Origin of the sequence: Veillonella parvula (genome assembly GCF_001553335.1) — a bacterium.
Lineage (GTDB): Bacteria > Bacillota > Negativicutes > Veillonellales > Veillonellaceae > Veillonella > Veillonella parvula_S.
Genome location: NZ_KQ960775.1, coordinates 1 through 26,399, shown reverse-complemented (window position 1 = coordinate 26,399; position 26,399 = coordinate 1). Strand labels below are relative to the sequence as shown.

The 26,399-nt window shown below is 37.9% G+C and carries 20 protein-coding genes and 1 other RNA gene; all 21 read left to right on the top strand.

Annotated features, from left to right (window positions below):
• Positions 1–2: 2 nt before the first annotated feature.
• Positions 3–1,160 carry an 8-amino-7-oxononanoate synthase gene (gene bioF / locus HMPREF1865_RS00615; protein ID WP_060918852.1) on the top strand — a complete coding sequence of 386 codons (1,158 nt, stop codon included), beginning with the start codon at positions 3–5 and terminating at the stop codon, positions 1,158–1,160.
• 137 nt (positions 1,161–1,297) lie between these two features.
• Positions 1,298–1,640, top strand: a transfer-messenger RNA (tmRNA) gene (ssrA, locus tag HMPREF1865_RS00610).
• A gap of 390 nt (positions 1,641–2,030) precedes the next feature.
• Positions 2,031–3,158 (top strand): efflux RND transporter periplasmic adaptor subunit, encoded by a 1,128-nt coding sequence (locus HMPREF1865_RS00605; protein ID WP_060918851.1) that lies wholly within the window; start codon positions 2,031–2,033, stop codon positions 3,156–3,158.
• A 14-nt stretch (positions 3,159–3,172) separates the two neighbouring features.
• Positions 3,173–6,355 carry an efflux RND transporter permease subunit gene (locus HMPREF1865_RS00600; protein ID WP_060918850.1) on the top strand — a complete coding sequence of 1,061 codons (3,183 nt, stop codon included), beginning with the start codon at positions 3,173–3,175 and terminating at the stop codon, positions 6,353–6,355.
• A 155-nt stretch (positions 6,356–6,510) separates the two neighbouring features.
• Positions 6,511–7,452, top strand: a complete 942-nt coding sequence (locus HMPREF1865_RS00595) for a manganese-dependent inorganic pyrophosphatase (RefSeq protein ID WP_060918849.1) — start codon at positions 6,511–6,513, stop codon at positions 7,450–7,452.
• A gap of 219 nt (positions 7,453–7,671) precedes the next feature.
• Entirely contained in the window at positions 7,672–9,861 is a 2,190-nt protein-coding gene (pcrA, locus tag HMPREF1865_RS00590) for a DNA helicase PcrA (RefSeq protein ID WP_060918848.1), read from the top strand.
• Positions 9,862–9,942: 81 nt separating this feature from the next.
• On the top strand, positions 9,943–11,946 hold the full coding sequence (ligA, locus tag HMPREF1865_RS00585) for an NAD-dependent DNA ligase LigA (protein WP_060918847.1): 2,004 nt from the start codon (positions 9,943–9,945) through the stop codon (positions 11,944–11,946).
• 160 nt (positions 11,947–12,106) lie between these two features.
• Positions 12,107–12,397 carry an Asp-tRNA(Asn)/Glu-tRNA(Gln) amidotransferase subunit GatC gene (gatC, locus tag HMPREF1865_RS00580; RefSeq protein WP_004695967.1) on the top strand — a complete coding sequence of 97 codons (291 nt, stop codon included), beginning with the start codon at positions 12,107–12,109 and terminating at the stop codon, positions 12,395–12,397.
• Positions 12,398–12,408: 11 nt separating this feature from the next.
• On the top strand, positions 12,409–13,869 hold the full coding sequence (gene gatA / locus HMPREF1865_RS00575; protein ID WP_060918846.1) for an Asp-tRNA(Asn)/Glu-tRNA(Gln) amidotransferase subunit GatA: 1,461 nt from the start codon (positions 12,409–12,411) through the stop codon (positions 13,867–13,869).
• Positions 13,866–15,314, top strand: coding sequence for an Asp-tRNA(Asn)/Glu-tRNA(Gln) amidotransferase subunit GatB (gene gatB / locus HMPREF1865_RS00570; RefSeq protein ID WP_060918845.1), 1,449 nt, complete (start codon positions 13,866–13,868; stop codon positions 15,312–15,314). Before gatA ends, gatB begins: the two co-directional genes overlap by 4 nt.
• Positions 15,315–15,480: 166 nt before the next feature.
• Positions 15,481–15,897 carry a DUF308 domain-containing protein gene (locus tag HMPREF1865_RS00565; protein ID WP_060918844.1) on the top strand — a complete coding sequence of 139 codons (417 nt, stop codon included), beginning with the start codon at positions 15,481–15,483 and terminating at the stop codon, positions 15,895–15,897.
• Positions 15,898–15,960: 63 nt separating this feature from the next.
• Positions 15,961–17,799 carry a B12-binding domain-containing radical SAM protein gene (locus HMPREF1865_RS00560; RefSeq protein ID WP_060918843.1) on the top strand — a complete coding sequence of 613 codons (1,839 nt, stop codon included), beginning with the start codon at positions 15,961–15,963 and terminating at the stop codon, positions 17,797–17,799.
• Between the two features lie 108 nt (positions 17,800–17,907).
• Complete coding sequence (mnmL, locus tag HMPREF1865_RS00555) at positions 17,908–18,873, top strand: tRNA modification radical SAM protein MnmL/YtqA (protein ID WP_004697313.1); 966 nt, start codon at positions 17,908–17,910, stop codon at positions 18,871–18,873.
• Positions 18,874–18,881: 8 nt separating this feature from the next.
• Positions 18,882–19,895 (top strand): PhoH family protein, encoded by a 1,014-nt coding sequence (locus HMPREF1865_RS00550; RefSeq protein ID WP_004696978.1) that lies wholly within the window; start codon positions 18,882–18,884, stop codon positions 19,893–19,895.
• Positions 19,896–19,897: 2 nt separating this feature from the next.
• Complete coding sequence (gene ybeY / locus HMPREF1865_RS00545; protein ID WP_060918842.1) at positions 19,898–20,374, top strand: rRNA maturation RNase YbeY; 477 nt, start codon at positions 19,898–19,900, stop codon at positions 20,372–20,374.
• A complete protein-coding gene (gene era / locus HMPREF1865_RS00540; protein WP_060918841.1) occupies positions 20,367–21,266 on the top strand; it encodes a GTPase Era in 900 nt (299 codons plus the stop codon). The genes ybeY and era overlap by 8 nt, the downstream gene beginning before the upstream one ends.
• A gap of 55 nt (positions 21,267–21,321) precedes the next feature.
• Complete coding sequence (locus HMPREF1865_RS00535; RefSeq protein ID WP_060918840.1) at positions 21,322–22,653, top strand: hemolysin family protein; 1,332 nt, start codon at positions 21,322–21,324, stop codon at positions 22,651–22,653.
• Entirely contained in the window at positions 22,640–23,344 is a 705-nt protein-coding gene (gene recO / locus HMPREF1865_RS00530; protein WP_060918839.1) for a DNA repair protein RecO, read from the top strand. Before HMPREF1865_RS00535 ends, recO begins: the two co-directional genes overlap by 14 nt.
• Positions 23,345–23,507: 163 nt before the next feature.
• Positions 23,508–24,311, top strand: coding sequence for a DUF3100 domain-containing protein (locus tag HMPREF1865_RS00525; RefSeq protein WP_060918838.1), 804 nt, complete (start codon positions 23,508–23,510; stop codon positions 24,309–24,311).
• Positions 24,304–24,765: a hypothetical protein gene (locus tag HMPREF1865_RS00520; RefSeq protein WP_004695934.1), complete on the top strand. Its 462-nt coding sequence runs from the start codon at positions 24,304–24,306 to the stop codon at positions 24,763–24,765. The genes HMPREF1865_RS00525 and HMPREF1865_RS00520 overlap by 8 nt, the downstream gene beginning before the upstream one ends.
• Before the next feature lie 132 nt (positions 24,766–24,897).
• The gene (locus HMPREF1865_RS00515) at positions 24,898–26,217 is read left to right on the top strand and encodes an amidohydrolase (RefSeq protein ID WP_021148188.1); all 1,320 of its coding nucleotides are present in this window, start codon (positions 24,898–24,900) and stop codon (positions 26,215–26,217) included.
• The last annotated feature ends 182 nt before the right edge of the window (positions 26,218–26,399 follow it).

Genomic DNA, 26,399 nt, shown 5'->3' with positions numbered 1-26,399 from the left:
GTATGTATAAATTCTTCCAAGAGCAATTAAATAATAAAATCAATAACCTAAATTTTCGTACATTAACGGAATATTGCCCTATAGACGCAGTACGTGTTAAAAGAAATGATAAAGAATATTTGATGATGGCATCAAATAACTATTTAGGGCTTACTTTTGATGAACGTGTAATAGAGGGGGCTATTAAGGGGGCTCAACAATATGGCACTGGATCAGGTGGATCGCGTCTTGTATCCGGTACGTTCCCATTATTTACGGAGCTAGAAAGAGAATTAGCAAAATTTAAGAATACAGAGAAGGCTCTCGTATTTAATACGGGTTACATGGCAAATGTAGGAACCATTTCTGCCATAGCAGATAAGAATACTATTATTTTTAGCGATGCTTTAAATCATGCTAGTATTATAGATGGTTGTAGACTGAGTAGAGGATCTGTAAAGGCTTATAACCATTGTGATGTAGACGAATTAAAGTATTTATTGAAAGAAGTAGATCGAAATACACGAAAGCTCATTGTCACAGATGGTGTATTTAGCATGGATGGCGATATAGCTCCATTGGATAAGCTCTACGATCTTAGCCGTGAGTATAATGCTTTACTTATGGTAGACGATGCTCATGCGACGGGAACCATTGGTAACGGTCATGGCACGGCTGCTTATTATGGTCTCGAGAAAGAAGTGGATATTCAGCTAGGTACATTGAGCAAATCGTTAGGTTCTGTTGGCGGCTATGTAGCTGCTAATAGCACCATCATTGATTATCTTGTGAATATGAGTCGTAGCTTTATATTCTCCACTGCATTATCTCCTGCTGACATAGGGGCAGCCCTGTCTGCATTACATGTTCTTGAGTCTGATACATCTGTTTTAAGGCAACTACAAAATAATGTGAACTATATGGCAGATTGCTTAAATTCTATAGGAATATATGCTACGAATGATACTCCAATTTTCCCAATACTTATCGGTAGCAATGAGGATACTTTAGCAGTATCAAATTATTTATACAATGCTGGAATTATAGGTACAGCGATACGTCCGCCTACAGTTCCTATTGGTGAAAGTAGGATTCGTTTAACCGTTACAGCTGCCCATAATAAAGAACAAATTGATTATGTGTGCCGGACATTGGATAAAGCTATCAAAGAATTGAATTAATTTTATGATTCTATATAATAGCTTCATCTTTAGTAGGAGATAAAGTAATCTAGAAGTTATAGATTTTACTGAATTATAAAGGCTCTATATAATTGACAGCTGTATTAAATGGGCTTATAATTATGAGACCGACGCACGGGGATGTAAAGGTTTCGACAGGGGTGCGTGTGGTATAGATAGCGAGTCGGCGTTCCATGAGGCCGTTAAACGGTGGGAAAATATTTAAACGCAGAAGAAAATTTTGCATTAGCTGCATAAGCTACGTCCCTCATACTTGTGCCTACCAAGTGTGAATGGACGTCAAACAGTAGGCTGGTCTAATTTAGTTGTTCATATGAATTAGGCGAGACAATATGAACTGGGGTTGTGTAGCTTGTCTGTGAGCGATAGCAACCTGAGACTTAAATCATAGACTGTGCTCGGAGAAGTCTATATGGCAACACTCTTGGACAGGGGTTCGACTCCCCCTCATCTCCACCAAAATAGAAGCGGACATTTTAAGAAATAAGTCTGCGCTTACAGATAAATTTGTGATTATTCGGCTATAATTGATATAGAACAGCCGATTAAGTGGTTTTAAAACCGCCTAGGTAGATTCTTAGGCGGTTTTTGTATATTAAGAATAAAATTTTCATATTAATTTAAATAAAGAATCTTAGAGGTAATAAGGCATGGAAATAAAATGTCAATAATTTTTAACATTTTTGTTGTATACAATATATGTGGGTTTAATCAGATTTTATCTATGTTCTACAAAGGTAAAGGGGTATCAGAAAAATTGACTTTATCTATAGAATCCTGTAGAATATATAAAGATATTTATGTAATTATGTGACATGAATGATTAGTTTCTGAAAAGGAGTACAGATAATGAAGTATCGTTATTCCCGTATGTTAGCAGCTCTCGTAATGTCTGCTGTGATGATTGCAGGGTGTGGCAACAATCAACAGCAAGCTGGTGAGATTAATGTTAATACGTATAAACTTACAGCAAGTGATACACAAGTTGATCAAACATTTGCTGGTACTGTAGTTGCCGAGAACTCTGTAGCTGTACATGCTCGTGTAAGTGGTTATATTGTTGAGAAGTTTGTAAAAGGTGGCGAACAAGTAGTAGCGGGACAACCACTATATCGAATTGATTCTCGTCAATATGAAGCGAGTCTTGCCAATGCAGAAGCACAAGCAGCTCAAGCTAATGCAAACTTGAAAAATGCAGAAGTGGATCTTCAACGTTATGAAACTTTGGCATCACAAGATGCGATTGCTCAACAACGTGTAGATACGCAACGTAGTGCTACAGAGCAAGCTAAGGCTACGTATGAAGCGTATGAAGCATCCGTAAAAATTGCTCAAGATAATATGGGGGATACCATGGTATATGCACCATATTCTGGTACATTACGCATGGATGACGTAGATACAGGCACTTACGTTCAGGCTGGCTCTACTACACTAGTTACTATTGATTCTATTGACCCAATCTTCGTTGAGTTTAGTATGACTGAGCAAGAATATCTTGACTTCATGAAGAATCCTACAACGGATGATTCTAATGGTCCAAATATTCAATTAAAACTTGCTGATGGCGAAACATATAATGAACTTGGTTCTATCGTTCAAGCGGCTAAGAGTTTAGATCAATCTACGGGTAAGCTTGTATTGAAAGCATCCTTCCCAAATCCTAATCATTTATTATTACCTAATATGTATGCTACTGTTGTTTCCCCTGGTGAAAAGATTAAAAATGCAATCCTTGTACCAAGTCGTGCAATTTTACAAATCATGGACAAAAACTTTGTTTATGTTGTAAATGCTGCTGGTGTAGTAGAACAAAAGACAGTAGAGGTTGGTGGTACTAAAGGTAATGAAACAATCATTAAATCTGGTTTAGCTGCTGGTGATACAATCATCGTTGACGGCTTAACTAAGGTGAAGAATGGCGTAAAAGTAAATGGTAAACTACTAACTAAAGAACAGTTGAAAGCTACAAAATAAAAGGAGGATAGATCGTGTCGAAATTCTTTATTAATCGACCTATCTTTGCCATCGTAATAGCCATTGTTATCACGTTGGTAGGGCTTATCTCCATGATGAACCTTCCGGTAGCTCGATATCCACAAATTTCTCCACCTACAGTTCGCGTTAATACTACCTATACTGGTGCAACTGCTCAAGTTGTTAATGATACAGTAGCCAGTGTTATTGAAACGCAGATTGTAGGCGTACAAGATATGGACTATATGACTTCTAATAGTTCCAGTAACGGTAGCTATTCGTTGACTGTTCAGTTCAATCAAGGTACAGATGCTGATATGGATGCGGTTAATACGCAAAACCGTGTTCAAGCAGCACTTGCACAATTGCCTTCAGAGGTACAAGCTGTAGGTGTTACAACTACTAAATCTTCTGGTGATATGGCACTTATATTCTCTTTGAGTTCACCAAATGGCACATATGATGCAACATTCTTAAAGAACTATGGTACCAATTATATGATGGATACTATCAAATCCATTAAGGGTGTTGGTTCTGTACAGGAGTTCGGATCTGATTATTCTATGCGCATTTGGTTGGATCCTGCGAAGATGCAAAAACTTGGTGTTACTATCTCTGAAGTTACGGCGGCTATTAAAGGTCAAAACTTACAAGCCGCAGCAGGTACAGTAGGGAAAAATCCTACAAATGGTGAACAAGCATTCCAATATCCTATCAAAATTGATGGACGTCTCGTAACACCTGAGCAATTTGGTAATATTGCTATTAAAAGCACTAATGGTAAGGTATTACATCTAAAGGATGTCTCCCGTATTCAAATTGGGGCTGAAGGATATGACTTCATTGCAAAATCTGCTCATAAAGAGGTTGCTGGTTTTGCTATTTCCCTACAAAATGATGCTAATGCATTAGAAACAATTGCTAATGTTAAAAAGGTTCTAGATGAGCAATCTAAATCCTTCCCACCAGATATGCAATATAATGTAGTTGTGGATAATACTAAATTCGTAAGTGCATCTATTAATGAGGTTGAGCATACATTTGTAGAGGCATTGCTCCTTGTTTTAGTTGTAGTATATGTCTTTTTACAATCTTGGCGCTCCACAATTATTCCTATGATTGCTGTGCCAGTATCTTTGCTTGGCACATTTGGCTCTTTTGTTTTATTAGATTTCTCTATTAACACTTTGACGCTTTTTGCCATGGTTTTGGCTATCGGCCTTGTAGTTGATGATGCTATCGTAGTGGTAGAGGCTGTTGAATATGAGTTAAAATATAATGGTTTACCTCCAAAAGAGGCGGCTATTAAAGCGATGGAAAACGTACAAGGTCCTGTAATTGGTATCGCCTTCGTATTGGTAGCGGTATTTGTACCGGTTGCTTTCATGGGGGGGATGACAGGCATCCTTTACAAACAGTTCGCATTAACGATTGCCGTTTCCGTTGTAATTTCAGCTATTATTGCACTTGTGTTAACACCAGCATTATGTGCTACCATATTGAAACCACATATAACTAAAGAGCGTGAAGATTGGTTACATCGCCAATTAAATAAATTTAATGCTGCTCTAGAACGATTCAGTAATTGGTATGGTCTCCAATTAGCGCGTTTAAGTCATCGTTTGAGTTTAATTGTTATTGCATTGCTAGTCTTTGCAGGTGGTACAGCCTTAGTATTCCACTTCTTACCAACTTCTTTCGTACCAGCTGAAGATAGTGGTTACTATATGATTGCTATTAATGAGCCACCTGGTGCTACGTCTGAACGTACTATGGCTACACTTGAAAAAGTTGCATCTTTCTTGGAAGAAAAAAATGATCCTGAAAAACCTAAGGACGAACAATTATTCCAAGAAGTATTTACTGTCGCTGGTTTTGACCTCTTAGGTGGCGGTCAAAAGTCTAGTGCTGGTGTAATTTTTGCTACTATGTCCGATTGGAAATATCGTACTACTGCTGCAACTTCTATCAATGCAATGGTTGGTCAAACCTTTGGTTTTGCTGCTCAAGGTGTACCAGAAGCAACAGTTATTGCTATGAATCCACCATCTATTCCAGGTCTTGGTACAACTGGTGGTTTTAGTATGTACATCATTAACAAAGCTGGCGATAGTCCACAAGTTATGGCTGATCGTACTAATGAATTTATTGCGGAAGCTCGTAAGAGCCCAGCAATTCAATCTATTTATACTACTTTTGATACATCTACGCCGACATTACAATTTGATGTAAATCGTGAAAAAGCGGCTCAAGATGGTGTAGCATTAGCTGATATCTTTACCACTTTGCAAGGGTTCTATGGTAGTATTCAAGTTAACGACTTTACTACTTATGGTAAAAACTATAAGGTTGTAGTCCAAGCGGAAGACACATATCGTCAAAATGCGGACCAGCTTAATATGTTAGCTGTTAGAAATAGCAATGGCCAAATGGTTCCTGTTTCTAACTATATTACAAAGGAACAAACGGGTACACCATCTAGCATTACTCGCTTTGATAATGCGATGGCCGTACAAATTGGTGGTTCTCAAGCTAGAGGATATTCCTCTGGTGATGCTATCAATGCATTAAAAGAGGCCGCCGCTAAAACATTACCTGCTGGTTATACATATGATTGGGCAGGGCAATCTCGTGAAGAGTTAAAAGCCGGTTCTCAATCTATGTTGATTCTAGGTTTAGGCCTTGTCTTTGTATTCTTAATCTTGGCTGCCTTATATGAGTCTTGGAAGGTTCCATTTGCCGTATTGTTCTCCGTACCATCTGGTATGATTGGTGCTTCTTTAGTACCATTCTTATTGAACTTCACAGGCAGATACTCTTTGGCAAATGATATTTATATGCAAATTGGTCTTTTAACCTTGGTTGGCTTGGCTGCAAAAAATGCGATTCTGATTATCGAATATGCTAAGATTCGCGTTGACGAGCGTGGTATGAACGTTGTTGATGCTGCTATCGAAGCTGCAAAAATTCGTTTGCGTCCAATTTTGATGACATCCTTTGCATTTATCCTTGGTGTATTACCATTGGCAGTATCTACTGGTGCTGGTTCTGGTGCACGTACTTCCATGGGGATTACAGTAGTAGCAGGGATGACAACAGCTACATTGTTTGGTATCTTTATCATTCCAATGTTGTTTATCATTATTGAAACACTTGGACCTGGTTTGTTAACAAACCGCAAAAAGAATCACGACTAATCATTCACATTAGATAATTTTGTAGAATGTTAAAAACACGTCACTACTTAGTAGTGGCGTGTTTTTTTGTATGATTTATGATATAATGATATAGTTAAAAATCAGATTGACGTAAGTCGATATTAAGTATGAAATTAATATAAAAGAGGTATATTATGAGTGATGTAAAAACATATGTAGCAGGTCATAAAAGCCCTGATACGGATTCAATTTGTTCTGCTATTTCCTTTGCTAACTTACTAACACAAATGGGAACACCAGCAACTCCAGTCTGTGCAGGTGAAGCTAACAAAGAAACAACATATATTTTGAATCATTTTGGCTTTGAACACCCACAAATTGTTAAGAATTGGGAAGAATTTGCTCCAGAAGGCGGCAACTTGTATTTAACAGACCATAATGAATCAAAACAAATTATTGATGGTTACAAATCCATGAATATGTGTGGTGTAGTTGATCATCACCGTATTGGTGATTTCGAAACTGATGGACCTGTATTTATGCGTTTAGAACCAGTTGGTTGCTCCAATACAATCATTACTAAATTGTACATGGAGAATAATCAAGAAATTCCTAAAGGCATTGCAGGCTTGATGTTATCTGCTATCATTTCTGATACTGTATTATTCCGTTCTCCAACATGTACAGAAACAGATAAAGAAATGGCTCATAAATTAGCCGAAATCGCTGGCGTAGATATTGAGTCCTATGGGCTAGATATGTTGAAAGCGGGAGCAGATATTTCTGATTTAACTAATGATGATATCGTTCGTACCGACATGAAAGAGTTCTCTGAAGCAGGTAAGACTATTTCTATCGGTCAAATTTCTGTTATGGATACAACTGATGTATTGGCTAAACAAGGCGAGCTAGTACAAGCTTTAGAGGCTCTTCGCAGCACTAATAACTACGATGCATCTTACATCATGATTACAAATATTCTCGATGAAAGTACAACATTGTTGTTTAGTGGCGATGTAGAAGGTGTAGTTACTAAAGCATTTGAAAAAGAAATAAAGGATAATGGTGTATTCTTACCTAATACTATGTCTCGTAAAAAACAAATTGTACCACCAATTCTTGGTGCCATGAAATAGTATACAAACTAAAAGAGAACGTTGCTCGCAACGTTCTTCTTCTCTATTTATAAGACTTCAAGTATATTGCATGTATATTGTAATAGCTATTATAAATGTGTTTATTTACATATAATAATTTAGCTTTTAACTATACATACTTGTTTCACAGCTTATTAAAGATTATTTATGTATATTTGAAGTTTGTATTACATATGTAAGGGCAATAGGTGTGTTTCGATGAATTCATTATTAACAGGTTTAAATAAAGAACAACAACAAGCTGTCCAGCATACGGAAGGCCCTTTATTGATTTTAGCCGGTGCTGGATCTGGTAAAACAAAGGTCTTAACAGTTCGTATTGCACATTTATTGGCACAAGGTGTTAATCCTTATGAAATATTGGCCATTACTTTCACCAATAAAGCGGCGAAAGAAATGAAAAGCCGTGTAGAAGGTCTTGTTGGCGATGTGGCAAATCGTATATGGCTCAGTACATTCCATAGTTTTTGTGCTAAGTTTTTACGCTTTGAAATCGATAGTTTCTTAGGGTATAACAGCAATTTTACTATCTATGACACATCTGATTCTCAAGCTGTTATTAAGGCCGCATTGAAAGCATTAAATTTGGATGATAAATACTATCCAGTAGGGGCTATGATAGCCGCCATATCAGATGCTAAGAATCAATTGCTTTTTGCTTCTGATTTTAGAAAACAAGCGCGAGACTTTTACCAACAAAAGGTTGCCGATGTTTATGAGTATTATGAGCGAGAGTTGCGCAAGAATAATGCATTAGACTTTGATGATCTTTTATTAGTAGCCGTTAAATTATTACAGTCTAATGCAGCTGTTCTTGATAAATATAGTCATCGTTTCCGTTATGTTATGATTGACGAGTATCAAGATACGAACCATACACAATATTTATTGGCGAAATTATTAGCTTCACATTGGAAGAATATTGCCGTCGTAGGGGATGCTGACCAAAGTATTTATGCTTGGCGTGGTGCGGATATTCAAAACATCTTAGATTTTGAAAAAGACTATCCTAATTGCACATCTATAAAATTGGAGCAAAATTATCGCTCAACTAAGATTATTCTAGATGCAGCCAATGCTGTTATCGATAATAATGAGGGCCGTCCAGAGAAAAATCTTTGGACCGATAAGATGGAAGGTGCGAAAATTCAGCATTTTACGGCTCAATCTGAACATGAGGAAGCTGCTTTTATCGGTGACACAATCGCAAAGAAACATGATATTTACGATGTTCCATACGGGGATATGGCCATTTTATATCGTACAAATGCCCAGTCTCGTGTCCTTGAGGAAGCACTCATTAAGCGGGCCTTACCTTATACGATGGTAGGGGGCACAAAGTTCTATGATCGTAAGGAAATCAAAGATGTTTTAGCATATCTACGCGTATTATATAATCCTTTTGATGATTTGAGCTTGTTGCGTATTATCAATGTGCCTAAACGGAGTATTGGGGCCACTACGGTTGCTAAGCTACAAGAATATGCTCGTGCGAATGGTACATCTTTATTTATGACGCTTACGCAATTACATTTAATTGATTCTATTAAGGGAAAAACTAAGGAAAAGTTAGAAGAATTTGGTATTCTCATCTTTACTCTTATATCTGAAATGGAGAATCGAACTGTACTAGATATCTTGGAATCTATTCTAGATAGAACAGGTTATTTGGCACAATTAGAAGAGAGTACAGACCCGCAGGATCAAGCTCGTGCTGAGAATATTGGTGAGCTTTTATCTGTGGCAAAAGACTTCCAAGATACAAATCCATCTGGTACTGTAGAGGACTTTTTAGAGCAAGTCGCGCTTGTCAATGATGTAGATTCTTTTGAGCAAGAAGAGGCTAAGGTGACATTGATGACATTACATGCCGCAAAAGGTCTGGAATTTCCTATTGTATTCTTATGTGGTTTGGAAGAAGGTTTATTTCCTCATAGTCGTACCTTGATGAACTCTGAAGAAATTGAAGAGGAACGTCGTCTTGCGTATGTAGGCATTACGCGTGCTGAAAAGGAATTATATATTTCTAATGCCACTACTAGAACAGTATTTGGCCGTACTAGTAGTTATTTACCATCTCGATTTATCGATGAAATTCCCGAAGAATTAGTAGATGGCTTACGTGCTAAGCGTAAAGTGCCTGATGATATTAAACGTCATGTACCTCAACATATGAGTGTTACTAGCCGCCCCGTGACGAAGCCAATCGTACGCAATGAAGTAATTGCCGACTGGAAGGTGGGCGATACGGCGATTCATAGTAAATGGGGTAATGGCAAAGTAATCAACGTAACTGGTGAAGGTGCTGGTATGAAATTGACCATTGAGTTTCCTACACAAGGTGTGCGCGTTGTAATGGCAAAATTTGCACCAGTTAAAAAGGGATGATTATCCTAATTATGTATATGGTTAAATGGGGAACATATACAATTATTTAAATAACTATATTTCTGTAAAAAAGGATATAAAATGGATCCGAAAGATAGAATTAAAGAGTTGCAACAGGAACTCACTCATGCGCAGTACTTATACTACGTAAAGGATGCTCCTACTATGAGCGACTTTGAATATGATAAAAAATATCGTGAGCTTGTGGAGTTAGAAACAGCTCATCCTGAATATATTGTGCCATCTTCTCCAACACAACGGGTTGGTATGAAGGTGGAAGGCTCCTTTGAAAAGGTCGTTCATGGACGTCCTATGTTAAGCCTTAGCAATGTATTTAATGCTGATGAAGTACGAGCATTTGGCAATCGTGTAGAAAAGGAACTTGGCCATAAGCCTTCTGCGTATGTTGTAGAACTAAAAATCGATGGCTTAGCGGTTAATTTACATTATGAAAATGGTATGTTTGTCCGTGCTGTTACGCGTGGTGATGGTCGCGTTGGCGAAGATGTAACAGCTAATGTACGTACCATTAAATCTATTCCATTATTTTTAGATAATGCACCTGAGTTTATTGAAGTTCGCGGTGAAGCATATATGCCTCATAGTGAATTTAAACGTATTAATGAAGAACGTGATGAAGAAGGTCTCCCAACCTTTGTAAATCCCCGAAATGCTGCAGCAGGTTCCTTACGCCAACAAGACCCAGCTATTACTGCTAACCGGAATTTAGCATTTTTCGCATATGCTATAGGTTCTGAAGTGGGAGCCAATATTCATAGCCAAGAGGAATTGCTTAAGAGCTTAGAGAACTTTAAGTTCTCTGTAAATCCTCATTATCGTGTATGTAAAACAATTGATGAAGTAATTGAAGCCATTAATTATTGGGGTGATAAGCGCCATGAACTTCCATATGATACAGATGGAATGGTTATTAAGGTAAATAGCTTTGATGATCAAGAGGTTCTTGGTAGCACTGCAAAGGATCCTAAATGGGCCACTGCGTACAAGTATCCACCTGAAGAAGTGGAAACAATCCTTAAAGATATTACCATTAATGTAGGTCGCACAGGGGTTCTAACTCCTACTGGTGAGCTTGAATCGGTATTTGTATCTGGTACGAACGTAAGCCGAGTCACATTACACAACCAAGATTTTATCGATGAAAAGGATATTCGTATTGGGGACCACGTTATCATTCACAAGGCGGCGGAAATCATTCCGGAGGTTATCCGTGTTGTTCCTGAAAAGCGAAATGGTTCTGAAATTCCTTTTACAATTCCTAATACATGTCCTGTATGTGAATCTCCTGCAGTTCGTCGTGAAGGAGAAGCGGCAGTTCGATGTACGAATAAACATTGTCCAGCTATTGAAAAGGAACAAATTATCCACTTTGCCTCTCGTGATGCTATGAATATCGATGGCCTTGGTCCTAGTATCGTAGAAAATTTAATCAACAACAAGTTAATTACAAATGTGGTTGATTTATATCACTTAACTGTGGATCAACTTGTTACGATGGATCGTATGGGTAAAAAATCTGCAGAAAATTTGGTGAAGGCTATTAATGATTCTAAATCACGCGGTTTGGATCGAGTCTTATATGGTTTAGGAATCCGTTTAATTGGCTCTAAGGCTGCTACCACTATAGCTAATGTAGTCAAATCTATGGAACGGTTCATGACTATTACTAAGGATGAGCTAGTTGCAGTTGAAGAAATCGGTCCCACAATGGCAGATAGCATTATTGAATATCGTCAAGATCCAGCACATGTGGCAATTATTGAAGGCTTAACTCAAGCAGGTCTTAAGATGACTGTAGATGTAGTAGAAGCTGCAGGCAATCAATTGGAAGGCGAAATCGTCGTTCTCACAGGCAAGCTTGAGGTGATGGGACGCACTGAAGCTGGTAAAATTCTTGAAGCTCATGGGGCTAAGGTTACTGGTTCCGTTTCTAAGAAGACAACACTTGTTATAGCTGGTGAAGATAGTGGTAGTAAACTCACTAAAGCAAATGAATTGGGTATCCGTGTGATAAACGAAGAAGAATTCGTAAAACTATTAAAAGAACTTGGAGAAGATATTTAATTTTTGATGGGACCCCGTTTTATTAGCAATAATTAGTAAAAAAGAAATTACTATACCTGCTTGCTCCGTCCTACGTAAAGTCGCTGTATAGGTATAGTAATTTCTTTGAAAATAATACATCTATGCTTTATAATAAGTAATTATGAAAGGATGTGTTCCGATGAAAATCAGCCAAGAGGAAATAAAAAAAATCGCCTTGCTTTCACGTTTGGAAGTTAAAGAAGAACATATGGCACATGTAGAAAAAGAGTTGTCCGACATCTTGACCTATGTTGCTGAACTAGATGCATTAGAACTAGATGGTGTTGAACCAATGGCTCATGCTGTACCTTTACACAATGTGTTTAGAGAGGATGAAAAGAAACCATCCCTTGATCATGAGTTAGCTTTATCCAATGCTCCAGAAGCAGAAGATGGGTACTTTAAAGTGCCTCGTGTTGTACAAGAATAGGAGATTTTGCTGTGCCGACAATTCATGAATTACATAAGAAACTTGTGAATAAAGAAATCAGTGCCGTTGAATTGACGAATGCTGTTATTGCTCATAAAGCTAAAGTGGAACCGACTGTGCATGCGTACTTGTCCGATTCTCATGACCGTGCTTTAACTATAGCTAAGGTTGTAGACGAAGCAATTGCTAAGGGTGAAGCGGTTTCTCCATTAGCTGGTATTCCTGGTGCGATTAAAGATAATATTTGTATCAAAGACGAACCTGCAACTTGTGCGTCTAAAATGTTAGAGAACTTTGTGCCTCCATACAATGCGTCTGTTATCGAACGCTTACAAGACAATCATTATATTAGCCTTGGTAAACTTAATATGGATGAATTTGCTATGGGCGGTTCTACAGAGAATTCTGCATTAGCAAAAACGACTAATCCATGGAATATTGACTGTGTACCGGGTGGTTCTTCTGGTGGTAGTGCAGCTGCTGTTTCCAGTGGTTCTGCAATTTGGGCTCTCGGTTCTGATACAGGTGGATCCATTCGTCAACCAGCCTCTTTCTGCGGTGTAGTTGGATTGAAACCAACCTATGGTAATGTATCCCGTTACGGCCTTATTGCTTTTGCATCTTCTTTAGATCAAATTGGACCTGTTACACGGGATGTAACGGATGCTGCATTGGTATTGAATGCTATTTCTGGTTATGATACAAAGGATTCTACATCGATTCCAGGTGCTCGTGTAGATTACACTACTGCTCTTGTAAATGATGTAAAAAATCTTAAAATCGGTGTGCCAAAAGAATTCTTTGGCGAAGGTCTCGATAACGAAGTTCGCAAAGCTATGGAAGAGGCTATCGAAACATATAAAAAATTAGGTGCTGAAATCGTTGAGATTTCCTTGCCTAACTCTAAATATGCGTTGTCTGCATACTATATCATCGCATTGGCAGAGGCAAGTTCCAACTTGGCTCGTTATGACGGTGTAAGCTATGGTATGCGCGTACCGGCGGATAATTTAGTAGAAATGTCTACTAAAACTCGTACAGAAGGCTTTGGTCCAGAAGTACAACGTCGTATCTTGTTAGGTACATATGTATTGAGTGCTGGTTACTATGATGCTTACTATTTGAAAGCATTAAAAGTTCGCCGCCTCATTAAAAATGAATTTGATGAAGCATTCTCCAAAGTGGATTTGATCTTAACACCAACTGCACCTAATACGTCTTATAAATTTGGTGAAAAAGCAAATGATCCATTGGCAATGTACTTAGAAGATATCTGTACAGTACCAGCAAACCTTGCAGGCATTCCAGGTATTAGCATTCCAGCAGGTATGAGCAGCAGCAATTTGCCAATTGGCTTGCAATTGCTCGGTCCTGCTATGGGTGAAGAAACATTGTTACGTGCCGCTTTCACATTTGAACAAGCACGTCCAGACTGTCAATTAGTAGCACCAACTGGGGAGGTTTCTATATGAGTAGTAAATACGAAACAGTCGTTGGTTTAGAGGTTCATACAGAGCTTAAGACTAAGTCTAAAATCTTCTGTGGTTGTACCACTGAATTCGGCGGCGATCAAAATACACATGTATGCCCAGTATGCCTAGGCTTACCTGGTGCTATGCCTGTGTTAAATAAACAAGTAGTAGAATTTGCTATCAAAGTAGGTTTAGCATTGAATTGTGAAATCCTTAACTTTAACAAATTTGACCGTAAAAACTACTATTATCCTGATTTGCCTAAAAACTATCAAACATCTCAATATGATTTGCCAATTTGCCTAAATGGTCATTTAGATATTGAGGTTAATGGTGAAACTAAACGCATTGGTATTACCCGTATTCATATGGAAGAAGATGCAGGCAAACTCGTTCATAGTGGCAACACTATTTCCGACTCTAAATCTTCTAATGTTGACTACAACCGTACGGGTGTACCTCTTCTTGAAATCGTATCTGAACCAGATATTCGTTCCGGTGCAGAAGCGCGAGCATACGTTGAAAAATTACGTTCTATTTTGCAATATTTAGAAGTATCTGACGGTCGTATGGAAGAAGGTTCTTTGCGTGGTGACTGTAACGTATCCGTACGTTTACGTGGCACTACAGAATTTGGTACACGTACAGAAACTAAAAATGTTAACTCTTTAACTGCAATTCAAAAAGTTGTTGAATATGAAGCGTTGCGTCAAGCTAAGTTGATCGAGGCTGGTGGCAAAGTAGATCAAGAAACACGTACTTGGGATGATGCTCAAGGCATTACTATTGGTATGCGTAAAAAAGACGAAGAAAACGACTACCGTTACTTCCCTGAACCAGATTTGGTACCAATCGTAATTACAGACGAAAAAATCGAAGAAGTGCGCCGTGCATTGCCAGAATTACAAGATGCTAAAATTGCACGCTTTGTATCTGAATATGGTTTGTCTCGTGAGGATGCTACAATTCTCACAGTATCTCGTAAGACTGCAGACTTCTTAGATGATACTGTTAAAGCAGGTGCAGATTCTAAAACTGTGGCCAACTGGATGCTTGGTGACTTATCTAAGATGATTAACGAAAGTGGTTTAACATTTGCTGAATCCAAGGTAAGTCCTGAAAACTTGGCTGGTATGATTGCTCTTATCGATAAAGGTACAATTTCCGGCAAAATTGCGAAAAAAGTTATCGTATCCATGTGGGAATCCGGCAAGGATGCTGATACTATTGTAAAAGAGGAAGGTCTAGTTCAAATCACAGATACTGGTGCTATTGAAGAAATTGTTAAGCAAGTTATTGCTAATAATCCACAACCAGTGGCAGACTTCAAGAGTGGTAATGGTAAGGCTATAGGCTTCTTAGTTGGTCAAGTTATGAAGGAATCTAAAGGCCGAGCTAATCCGGGAATGGTAAATGAATTACTTAAGAAATTCTTAAATGACTAATCTACGTGTAAGCATATATTAACATTAATCAATATATAAAAATACAATCCCTTCAGATATATGGCTTTATATTTGAAGGGATTTCTATTTGCCATTATGATGGTAAAATATGGTATAATAAATTGTATAAAATCAATTAGTTTTTGTTCATATAAAGGAAATACATATGAATGATCAACACAATATAAACAATAATCAAAATACATATAGAAATGGTCAATCAGATGATACTTATAGTCGCAGTACTTATTCTGGTGAACCTAATACACGCGTATTATCCGACGATGAGAGACGAGAATTTGATGGTGTAACTATTGAAGAGGTAGGCGATTTTGTCCATGTAGATTCAACGCCAACCAATATCAATGACGAGCAACAATATTACGATGAAAACAATCAATATGAACCGAAAGTTAAGGTGTATAGCTTTAATAGTACAAGCTGGCTTAGTCGAATTATATTGTTCATTGTTTTAGGGATTATTTTGGCTGCTGTTGTATTCTTTGGTAGTATCATTCTCACTGTCGCATCTGTTGTTATTTTAGTGGGTGCTATTATTTCTATTATATTTAGTCTCTTTTAATGGTATAATAGATATATTATGACTAGACGGTGGCTGAGCCATTCGATGATTTAAAGGGGACCTATGAATGTAGTTTTATCCACATTAAACTCAAAATTTATACATTCTTCTCTGGCTTTGCGTTATCTCAAAGCGTATGGGCAGGCTCACGGACAGGCATACGATATAGTAGAATATACTATTAATATGCCTGTTTTACATATTCTTAGCGATATTACAGAGCGCAATATAGATGTATTGGGCTTTGCTTGCTATATCTGGAATATTGAGATGACTTTACATGTAGTAGACATGGTGAAAGCTGTGCGACCAGATATTAAAATTATTTTAGGTGGGCCAGAGGTGTCTTTCACAGCCGATGAAATCTTAAATCGTTGTGCTGCTGTGGACTATGTCGTACAAGGTGAGGGGGAAGAAGCTTTTTATCAACTTATTAGTGCACTAATCGCTGGCAAGGATGGCTTAGAAGAGCAGATTCCTGGCGTACGTGGTCGACACATTTCTGGCCGACTCCTGGGCTCTACTGATACGGTGGAGGTAAAAGATCTGAGTACTATACCATTCCCATATGTAGAAGAGGATATGATAGATTTAGAATATAAAATCATCTACTATGAATCCTCTCGAGGGTGTCCATTCTCTTGTCAGTACTGTTTATCTGGTAATAAAAATACAGTTCGCTTTTTTCCGCAGGAAAGAACTTTTAAAGAACTACAGTGGTTTATCGATCATAAGGTAAAACAAGTTAAATTTGTTGATAGAACTTTTAACTGTGCGCCACATCATCATCGACCTATGATGGAATTCATGCGTGATGCCGATACGGAGACGAATTTCCATCTAGAAATGGAACCAGAGCTAATGACGGAATGGGAAACAAATATTCTCTGTGAAACACCACCAGGCCGTATTCAAATTGAGGTAGGGGTTCAAAGTACACATAAGAAAACCTTAGATGCTATTAATCGATATAATGATTGGCCGTATATTCAAAAGGCTATTCGCCCTATTATTGAAGCAGGCCGAACTCATGTGCACATGGATTTAATTGTAGGCCTGCCTTACGAAAATAAACAGCGGTTTGGATTATCCTTTAATGATCTTTTTAGTTTACAGCCACATGCGTTACAAATTGGATTTTTAAAACTGTTAAAAGGTTCTGGTGTACGCCGTATGGAGGAGTATCAATACATTAGTGATCCCTTAGCGCCATATGAGGTATTAAGTACTCACGTGCTCCCTTATAGAGATATACGTTTCTTAAAACACTTTGAAGATGTCTTTGAACGCTTTTATAATAGTGAACGATTTAGAACTGTGTTTGGCTATATTGGTAGTAAGCTTATAAAAGAACATACTGATACATCTATAACTGGGGAAGATACAGAAACTAATCATGTACCACCTATGAAAAAGTATGATCCTTCTAAAGTGGAGACAAAAAACGATGCCTTTTCCTATTTTTGTGACATGACACAATCTTGGCTTGATGCAGGGAATCATAAGATTAATTTGAAAGATATAGATCAAATAGAGTTCTTGTACAATTTTTTCTTGTCTAAAGGTGATACAGTAGCTGCCGAATTATTACAATATGATACACTCGTTAGCTATCGTGGTAAGGTCCGCAGTGAAGCCGTAGGTTTACCGAAGCAGACAAAAGAACTTTTACAAGAAGGGGAAGCATTCTGGCGCAATGAAAAAATTGCATCTCAGTATATTCCTAATTATACATTTAAAGAGTGGCGCAAAATTCGTCAACAATATGTAGAAATGCCTATGTCTAAGGACACGGCTAAAGTATTAGGTATAGAGAATGTACCAAATGTACCTTTTACAGTTGTAATCGACGTAAATAAAGAGGTAAAACCTTTTATACGTCCTGAAATAGAGGCTTGTTAGTAATATAAAAATAGTTTATCTAATTTTTTATAATCAAAAGATTAGAGAATTTATGATAGTTGAAATATTACATAATAAGCGATGATTGGTTAGTTTAATAGGAGTGTTATGACCGATACAACGAGACCAAAACGATACCGCATGGTATCTAAATATTATAAAGAAACATATGGGGAAAAGGTTTATAAATTACCTGTAGCACTACCCTTGACCTGTCCTAACAGAGATGGTTCGGCTGGTGTTGGAGGCTGTACCTTTTGTGGTGAAATTGGCGCGGGCTACGAAAATCGTCCTGCCTGGATGACGGTGCGCATGCAATTAGAGGAAAATATTGCTCACATAGGCCCTAAATATAAAGCAAAGAAGTTCATCCCTTATTACCAAAACTTTAGTAATACCTACTTGAATCTTGATGATTTTAAAAGCTATATTGAACAAGGTTGTATCGATGAAGCCGTGGGCATTGCTATTGCAACTAGACCCGATTGTATTGCCGATGAATACTTAGAAATATTGGCGGATATTAGAAAGCGATTTCAAAAGGATATCTATATTGAGTTAGGTCTTCAAACGGTTAACTATGAGACGTTAGAAAAAATTAATCGCGGTCATGATTTAGCCCAGTTTATTGATGCCGTATTACGGATTAAGCGATATGGATTTAACATAACTACTCATATGATAGTTAATTTACCATGGGATACAATGAAGGATACAATCGAAGGGGCTCGTATTTTATCTGCACTCGGTGTTGATCAAGTGAAACTGCATGCTTTGTATATTGTAAAAAATACATTGATGGCCAAGTGGTATCAAGAAGGTCAGTTCACCTTAATCAGTGCTGAAGAATATGCTGACCGGGTTGTTAATTTTGTACGTCATTTACACCCTGACATTGTTTTACAGCGTCTTGTAGGGAGAGCGCCTGAAGATAATACGCTTTTTACAAACTGGTCCATGGGTTGGTGGCGCGTACAAGATTTAATTGATGATAAACTAGACGAACTAGATGCTCATCAAGGTGATCTCTGTGATTACCTAAATGGTAAAGCAGTTCGTAAATTTATAGATTAGGAGGTTGTATGAGCGAACAAGTATTTACATTTCCTACATATGACCTAGCACAATCCATACTAGGTCAACATAATCGATATTTACATATGATGCTTGAGGTAATTTCTGCCGATGTAGTAGCTCGAGGTGATACGGTAGTTATCAAGGGGGATGAAGACCAAGTCAATGCCCTCTATCGTACTCTTGAAGAATTAGTATTTCTCTATCGTGAAGGCAGTACGATTACTGAGTCTCAGGTGCGCATTGCGGCTAAACTCGTGGCTAATGGTAAAGCTGATGCTGTTCATACTATGTTTGAGGATACTTTATCCGTTAATATGCGCGGTAAAAATATTACGCCTAAAACTGAAGGTCAAAAATACTATGTAGATAGTATCCGAAAAAATACTATTACTTTTGGTATTGGTCCTGCTGGTACAGGTAAAACATTCCTAGCAGTAGCTTTAGCTGCATTCTATTTAAAAAACCGCAATGTAGATAAAATTATTTTGACACGCCCTGCCGTAGAGGCTGGTGAACGTTTAGGCTTCTTACCTGGTGAATTACAAGACAAAGTAGACCCATATTTGAGACCTCTTTATGATGCATTACACGAAATGTTTGGTATCGAGCAAGTGCAACGCTTTATGGAGCGCGGTACTATCGAGGTAGCACCACTAGCGTACATGCGTGGTCGTACCTTAGAAAATGCCTTTGTCATTCTCGATGAGGCTCAAAATACGACGGCAGAACAGATGAAGATGTTCTTAACCCGTTTGGGTAACAACTCTAAAATGGTAGTCAATGGTGATAAGACACAAATCGACTTGCCTCCACGTGTCGTATCTGGTCTCGGAGAGGCTGAAAAGGTATTGCGTCATGTGCCTGGTATTAATATGGTTTACTTTAGTGATCAAGACGTTGTTCGTCACGATTTAGTAGGCCGTATTGTAAAAGCTTACGATCAGTATCATGAACGTAAATTAGCTGGTGAGACTGCGGAAACTAACGCAGCATCTAAAGAGAGTGTAGCGAAAGGATAAGCATGTATATAAACATTAGCTATGATGAAGGAATTCAAGAGGATTCCAATATTGAGGCTGTTATACGCAAGGTCTGCGATGAAGTGAGTCGCGTATATGGCCTCGACGAAGATGAAATGAGTATTTTACTCTGCAATAATGCTAAAATTCATGAGCTGAATAAGGAATATCGAGGCATTGATAGACCTACAGATGTATTATCCTTTGCCCTCAATGAAGGGGATGATTACGAAGGTAGTGAAGAGGAACATCACTTACTTGGTGATATGATTATATCCTTAGAGCGCACTCGTGAACAAGCTATTGAATATGGACATAGTTTTGAACGAGAATTAGCATATTTAACGACTCACAGTTGCTTACATATTTTAGGCTATGACCATATGAACGATGAAGATAAAAAAGAGATGCGTACAGAGGAAGAATTTATCCTAGGTAATCTGGGTTATGTGCGGGAGGATGCACCATATAATGAATAAGAACGAACATTTTAAATCAGGCTTTGTTGCCGTTGTAGGACGCCCTAATGTGGGTAAATCTACCTTAATCAACGCTCTTATTGGCGATAAGATTGCTATCGTATCCGATAAGGCTCAAACGACACGCAACCGTATCATCTGCGTATATACAGATGAAGCCAAACAAATCGTATTTATGGATACACCAGGTGTTCATAAGCCAAAACATAAGCTAGGCGAATTCATGGTAGATGCTGCTATTGAGTCCTTAAAAGAAACGGAAGCCGTTTTATTTGTCGTAGCAGGCAATGAAAAACGTGGCCCCGGGGATAACTTTATTATTGAACAATTAAAACGAGTAAAAGTTCCTGTTTTTTTGGTAGTCAACAAAATTGATACACTAAAAAAAGAAGAGCTTTTAGAAGCAATCGTTTCTTATCAAGATGCATATCCTTTTGCAGGGGTCATTCCTATTTCTGCAAAAGATAAAGAGAACTTATCTGAAATTCTTAAGGTTCTAGAGGAAACATTGCCGGAAGGTCCACAATATTTCCCAGAGGATATGATTACGGATCAACCGGAACGTCTTATTATTTCCGATATCGTTCGTGAAAAAATCTTGTTAGCTACACGAGATGAGATTCCTCATGCTATCGCTGTAGACGTAGATGAAATGAAAACACGTGATGATGGTACTACCTATATCCGCGCTACAATCTACTGTGAAAGAGACTCTCAAAAGGGCATTATCATCGGTAAAAAAGGTGCTTTGTTAAAACAACTTGGTGCTGAAGCGCGTGCAGATATTCAAAAACTATTAGCTACAAAGGTTTACTTAGATCTTTGGGTTAAGGTAAAAAAAGATTGGCGAAATAAATCTGGTATGTTATCTGAACTTGGTTATAGAAAATAATTTGATATAATAAAAAGATAATAAGTATTTCCATAATCATATGAAAGGAATAAAGATGGATAGTGTAGATGGCCTGTTACCCATAGGGTTTGGTCTGTTATGTATTTTTCTAATTAACTTTTTTGTGGTTGCAAAGTTCTCCTTTGCCCGCCTTCGTAAAGAACATGTGGAGGATATGGATATCCTCTTGGAGAAGGATAGAGAATTTTTATTAAAGCTTTATCAAAATCCTGAGTATTTTTTAAATACTACACAGTTTTTGATTCTATTCTTTATTTTGGCCCTTGCAGGCACAGGTACTTTTGTATTCGATAATATTGTTGATCGTATAGTGGCGGTTCTTAATATTCATAGTACTTGGATGCATTTAGTGTTAGATATTATTCTATTACTATTTATTAGCTTAATCGTCCTAATTTTCGGTGAAATTGTACCTAAAGCATTGGGCTTATCCTTCCCTACAAAATATGTAAATACCTATAGCCGTATCGTCGTGGCTGCAGGTAAATTGGTGTATCCATTTATTTGGATTGCTAGTAAAATCTCCAATGTTATTTTAGGCTTTTACAAAACAAAATATTTAACAGAGCTTGATCTTGTGTACTCAGAAGAAGAAATTCGCATGATGATTTCTCGAAGCCACGAGGAAGGGCAACTGGACCAAGTAGAGTCTGAGTTAATCGATAATGTCTTTAACTTCGTAGATCGCATGGCGAAAGAGGTTATGGTGCCTCGTCAAGACGTAGACTGCGTATTTGTAGAAGATGGTTACGATGAAGCGATGAAGGTTATTCGCTCTAAAGTACATACACGTTATCCACTCTGTGTAGAGGATAAGGACCACATTATTGGCCTCGTTCATATTAAAGATTTAATGGAACGCCCTAATCAAGCCCGTAAGGATTTGCGCAATATTAAACGAGATATTCTTACTGTTCCAGAAGTAATGAAATTATCTACCTTGTTGCAATATATGAGAACGCGCCGTATATATCTAGCTGTAGTAGTAGATGAATATGGTGGCATGGTAGGTCTTGTAGGCTTAGAAGATATTATAGAAGAGCTAGTTGGAGATATACAAGACGAGCATGAGCCGCATTTACCAGCTACGATGTCCTATGCAGATGGTTCCTTCGAGTTTGATGGTAAGGTCCTTGTAGACGAAGTAGAAGAAATTATGAATATTGAAATTGATAATTCTGATTCTGATACAATTGGTGGATATGTCTTTGGTTTATTAGAACGTACACCAATCGTAGGTGATACGGTGGATGCTCATGGTTACACCTTTGAAGTTACTCAAATGCAAGGATATCGTATCTCTCGCATTAAAGTAACACCTATACCAGTAGAAGAACCAACGGAAGAAGAAAATGAAGAAGCTTAATGGTGGTTTTAATACGCTAGCCATCGTCATAAGTCGAAAAAAGTATAAGTTGTATTCCGTATTTACATTTATTACGCCTAGCTTGGGACTTATTAAAGCATCGATTCCACATAAGCGAATGATGACAATGCGCAACAGTTCCTATTTACGTCCATTTAGTGCCATGTATATTACAGTCGTACCTGATGGGGAATATGTAAATGTGACGCAAATTGATGGGTCCTATGTGGTGGAATCCTTAGATGTAAACCTCGATAATATTGCTTATGCAGCGATAGCGAGTGAGCTCATTCAAGAGTTATTTGCCATGTATGACGTAGACCGTAAGGTCTTTGATACGGTAGTAAATTACTCAAAGCAAATTCGTCGTCGCAATGTACAGCTAGGAACGATAATGCTTGGATGGCAGCTATTATCTCTTGCCGGTATTGTGCCAAGTGCTAATGCGTTTACCCATCAAGATGGAATCGAGCCATTCTGGATGCAGGTGAAAGAAACAACAAATCTTAGCATTTCTCGTTCTGTGAAAGCCGCATTACCTCAGATTCTCGCTTACCAGTGGGGTGAAGATACGCCTTTAGAACTTCCGAAAACAATATGGAAGGAATTAGAAAAGCTTTTATTCTCTTACTGTGAGCAAGAAATAGGTAAACCATTACAAAGCGTTAAGTTTTTAAATTCCATAATTTAATGTGAAAAGCATCAATCATAGTATTGGTGCTTTTTCTGTATCTATGGTTACATATGAAAAAATATAATACTAATAGACATATGTGCATCTGTAGTTGACACTTTTAATAACAATTCTTTATAATATAACAATGTTATATTATATGTTTTTATAGGAGGTCATTATGCAGCTTTTGGGAAATCTTAAAATACATTTTCTAGCGCTCGTACTAACTGTAGTCGCTGAATTTATAGGCATAAAAAAACTAGGTCCTGTTATATTATTGCCATTATTGTACACATTGATTCTAGGTTTATTAATTTCTATTCCTAAGTTTAAGATTCTTACCATTAAACAAATGGAAAAATCCGCTGATTATATCGGTATCGCCGTTATGATTCTGATGGTAAAAGTAGGCTTAGGTATCGGTCCAAATCTCGGTATTCTTACAAGTGCTGGCTGGGCATTATTATTACAAGAATTAGGTCATTTCTTTGGTACTATTGTATTTGGTTTACCTGTAGCTTTATTAGTAGGTATGCGTCGTGAAGCAGTAGGAGCTTGTTACTCTGTAGACCGTGAGCCGAATGTAGCGATTATTATCGATAAATTTGGCTTTAGCTCTCCTGAGGGCCGTGGCGTTATGGGCATGTACATCTGTGGCGTTCTTATCGGTGCTATGTGGTCCTCCGTATTGGCTGGCATGTTGGCACAATCTGGTTGGTTTCATCCATTGGCATTAGCTATGGGTGCTGGCGTAGGTAGTGCTAGTATGATGGCGGCAGCTACAGCTCCAATCATTGCAGTATATCCAGATTATGAACAACAAATTATGGCTCTTGCTGGGGCTGCAAACTTGTTAACTACCGTTCTAGGCGTATACTTTGGCCTATTTGTTTCGTTACCAGTTATGGAGAAAACATACAATTTCTTTACAGGCCGTACCCGTGAACAAGATTTAGCAGAGGAGGCAGCACATCATGAGTAAAAGTGAAAAATTAACACAATTTGTCATCGTTATTTGTATCGCTGCTATCATCACTGCAGTAGGTAACGTAATGGATGGTAAACATCTATTTAGCGATAGTTTAGTTGGCGTAGCTATCTTGGCAGTTCTTGCTACAATTGGTGCTTTAATCTCTAACTTGCCATATGCTAATAAATTACCTATGGTATTCTGGGTATCTTTAGTTGGTGTTATTGCATCATTACCAGGTATGCCTGGCCAAGAATGGATTATTGCTAAAACTAGTCAAGTTACATTCCTTGCAACAACAACACCTGTACTTGCTTATGCTGGTTTATCCTTAGGTAAAGATCTTGGTGCATTCCGTCGCTTATCTTGGCGCATTATTCCTGTTGCACTAGCTGTAACAGCAGGTACTTTCATCTGTGCAACAGCATTAGCCCAATTAGTACTTCATTTAGAAGGTTTAATTTAATACTAAATCATAATGTTAGATGTCTAAATTATGTTAAGATATAATTATAGATTTATATTTTAGAAGATATCTATACATCATGATGACATGATCGACCGTATTTTATACGGTCGATTTTATAAAGGAGATAGTATGAGCCGTATAACAAAGGAAGAAGTAAAACAACGTGTTTGTAAAGCTATTGTTGATGCACAACCGCGTTTACGAGAACTAGCAGAATCTATTATGGCTGAACCAGAATTGGGTTTTAAAGAGGTAAAAACCTCTAAAAAGGTTCAAGATATGTTTTATGAACTTGGCATTTCTTATACTACTGGTCATGCACTGACAGGTGTAAAAGGTAGAATGAAAGGCCGTGATAGCAAATATACGGTTGCCATGGTGGGGGAATTAGATGCTATTCTCTGTCCTCGCCATCCTCGTGCCGATGATTTAACAGGCGCCGCCCATTGTTGTGGTCATAATGTACAAATTACAAATATGTTTGCTGTCGCTATGGGCCTACAAGCTGTGATGGATCAACTCGCTGGGGATGTCGTATTATTTGCTGTCCCTGCAGAGGAAATGATTGAAATTGATTACCGCAATAAATTGCGTGAGCAAGGTAAGCTTAAGTATATGGGTGGTAAGCAACAGCTCATCTATGAAGGAGCTTTCGACGATATTGATATGGCTATGCAAATGCATGTGGAGACAGCCAAAACACCAGCTGGTGAAATGGGACTTGGTAGTACCTCTAATGGTTTTGTATCTAAACTGATTGAATATCACGGTAAGGTAGCTCATGCGGCTCAAGCACCCCATGAAGGCATCAATGCTCTTAATGCTGCTTTGATGGGCGTAATGGGGGTTAACTCCATTCGTGAAACTTTCAAAGAAAGCGACTATTTCAGATTCCACCCAATTATTAATCAAGGTGGTACATTGGTTAACTGCATACCTGATTATGTTCAAGTTGAAAGCTACGTTCGTGCGTCCAATATCGACGCTATTGTAGATGGCAATTGTCGTGTAAACCGTGCCTTAAAAGCTGGTGGCGATGCAGTAGGGGCAACTTGTGTAATTAACGATTTGCCAGGTTATTTGCCGATGAGAAACGATGTTCGTATGAATGAAATGTTACGCCAAAACTCTAATCCGCTATTTGGTGAAGAAAATGTATTCCAAGGCGATCACATGACGGCAAGTACCGATATGGGCGACGTATCTCACTTGATGCCGGTTATCCATCCTTGGGTTGGCTGTATTAATGGCGTACTGCACAGCGCAGAATACGAAATCTCTGTACCTGATGTAGCGTACATTAAAACAGCACAAGCCTTGGCTATGACTATCGTAGACTTACTATACGATGACGCAGCAGGCGCTAAAGATGTATTAGACAACTTTACACCAGCATTAAACAAACAAAGCTATATTGAACTCTTAGACCGTATTGCTAAGGGTGAATAAAATAAACCACCTATTGAAGATAAATTGATTATCTTTGATAGGTGGTTTTACAGTTTAAACTCTCTATTGACTATCAAAATAAAAACATAATAAAATATAAAGCAGGTTTACATTTTATTACAAAAGGAGAAATATGAAAAAGAGAGAATTATTATTCTGTCTAAGTTTAGTGTGTATGGTAC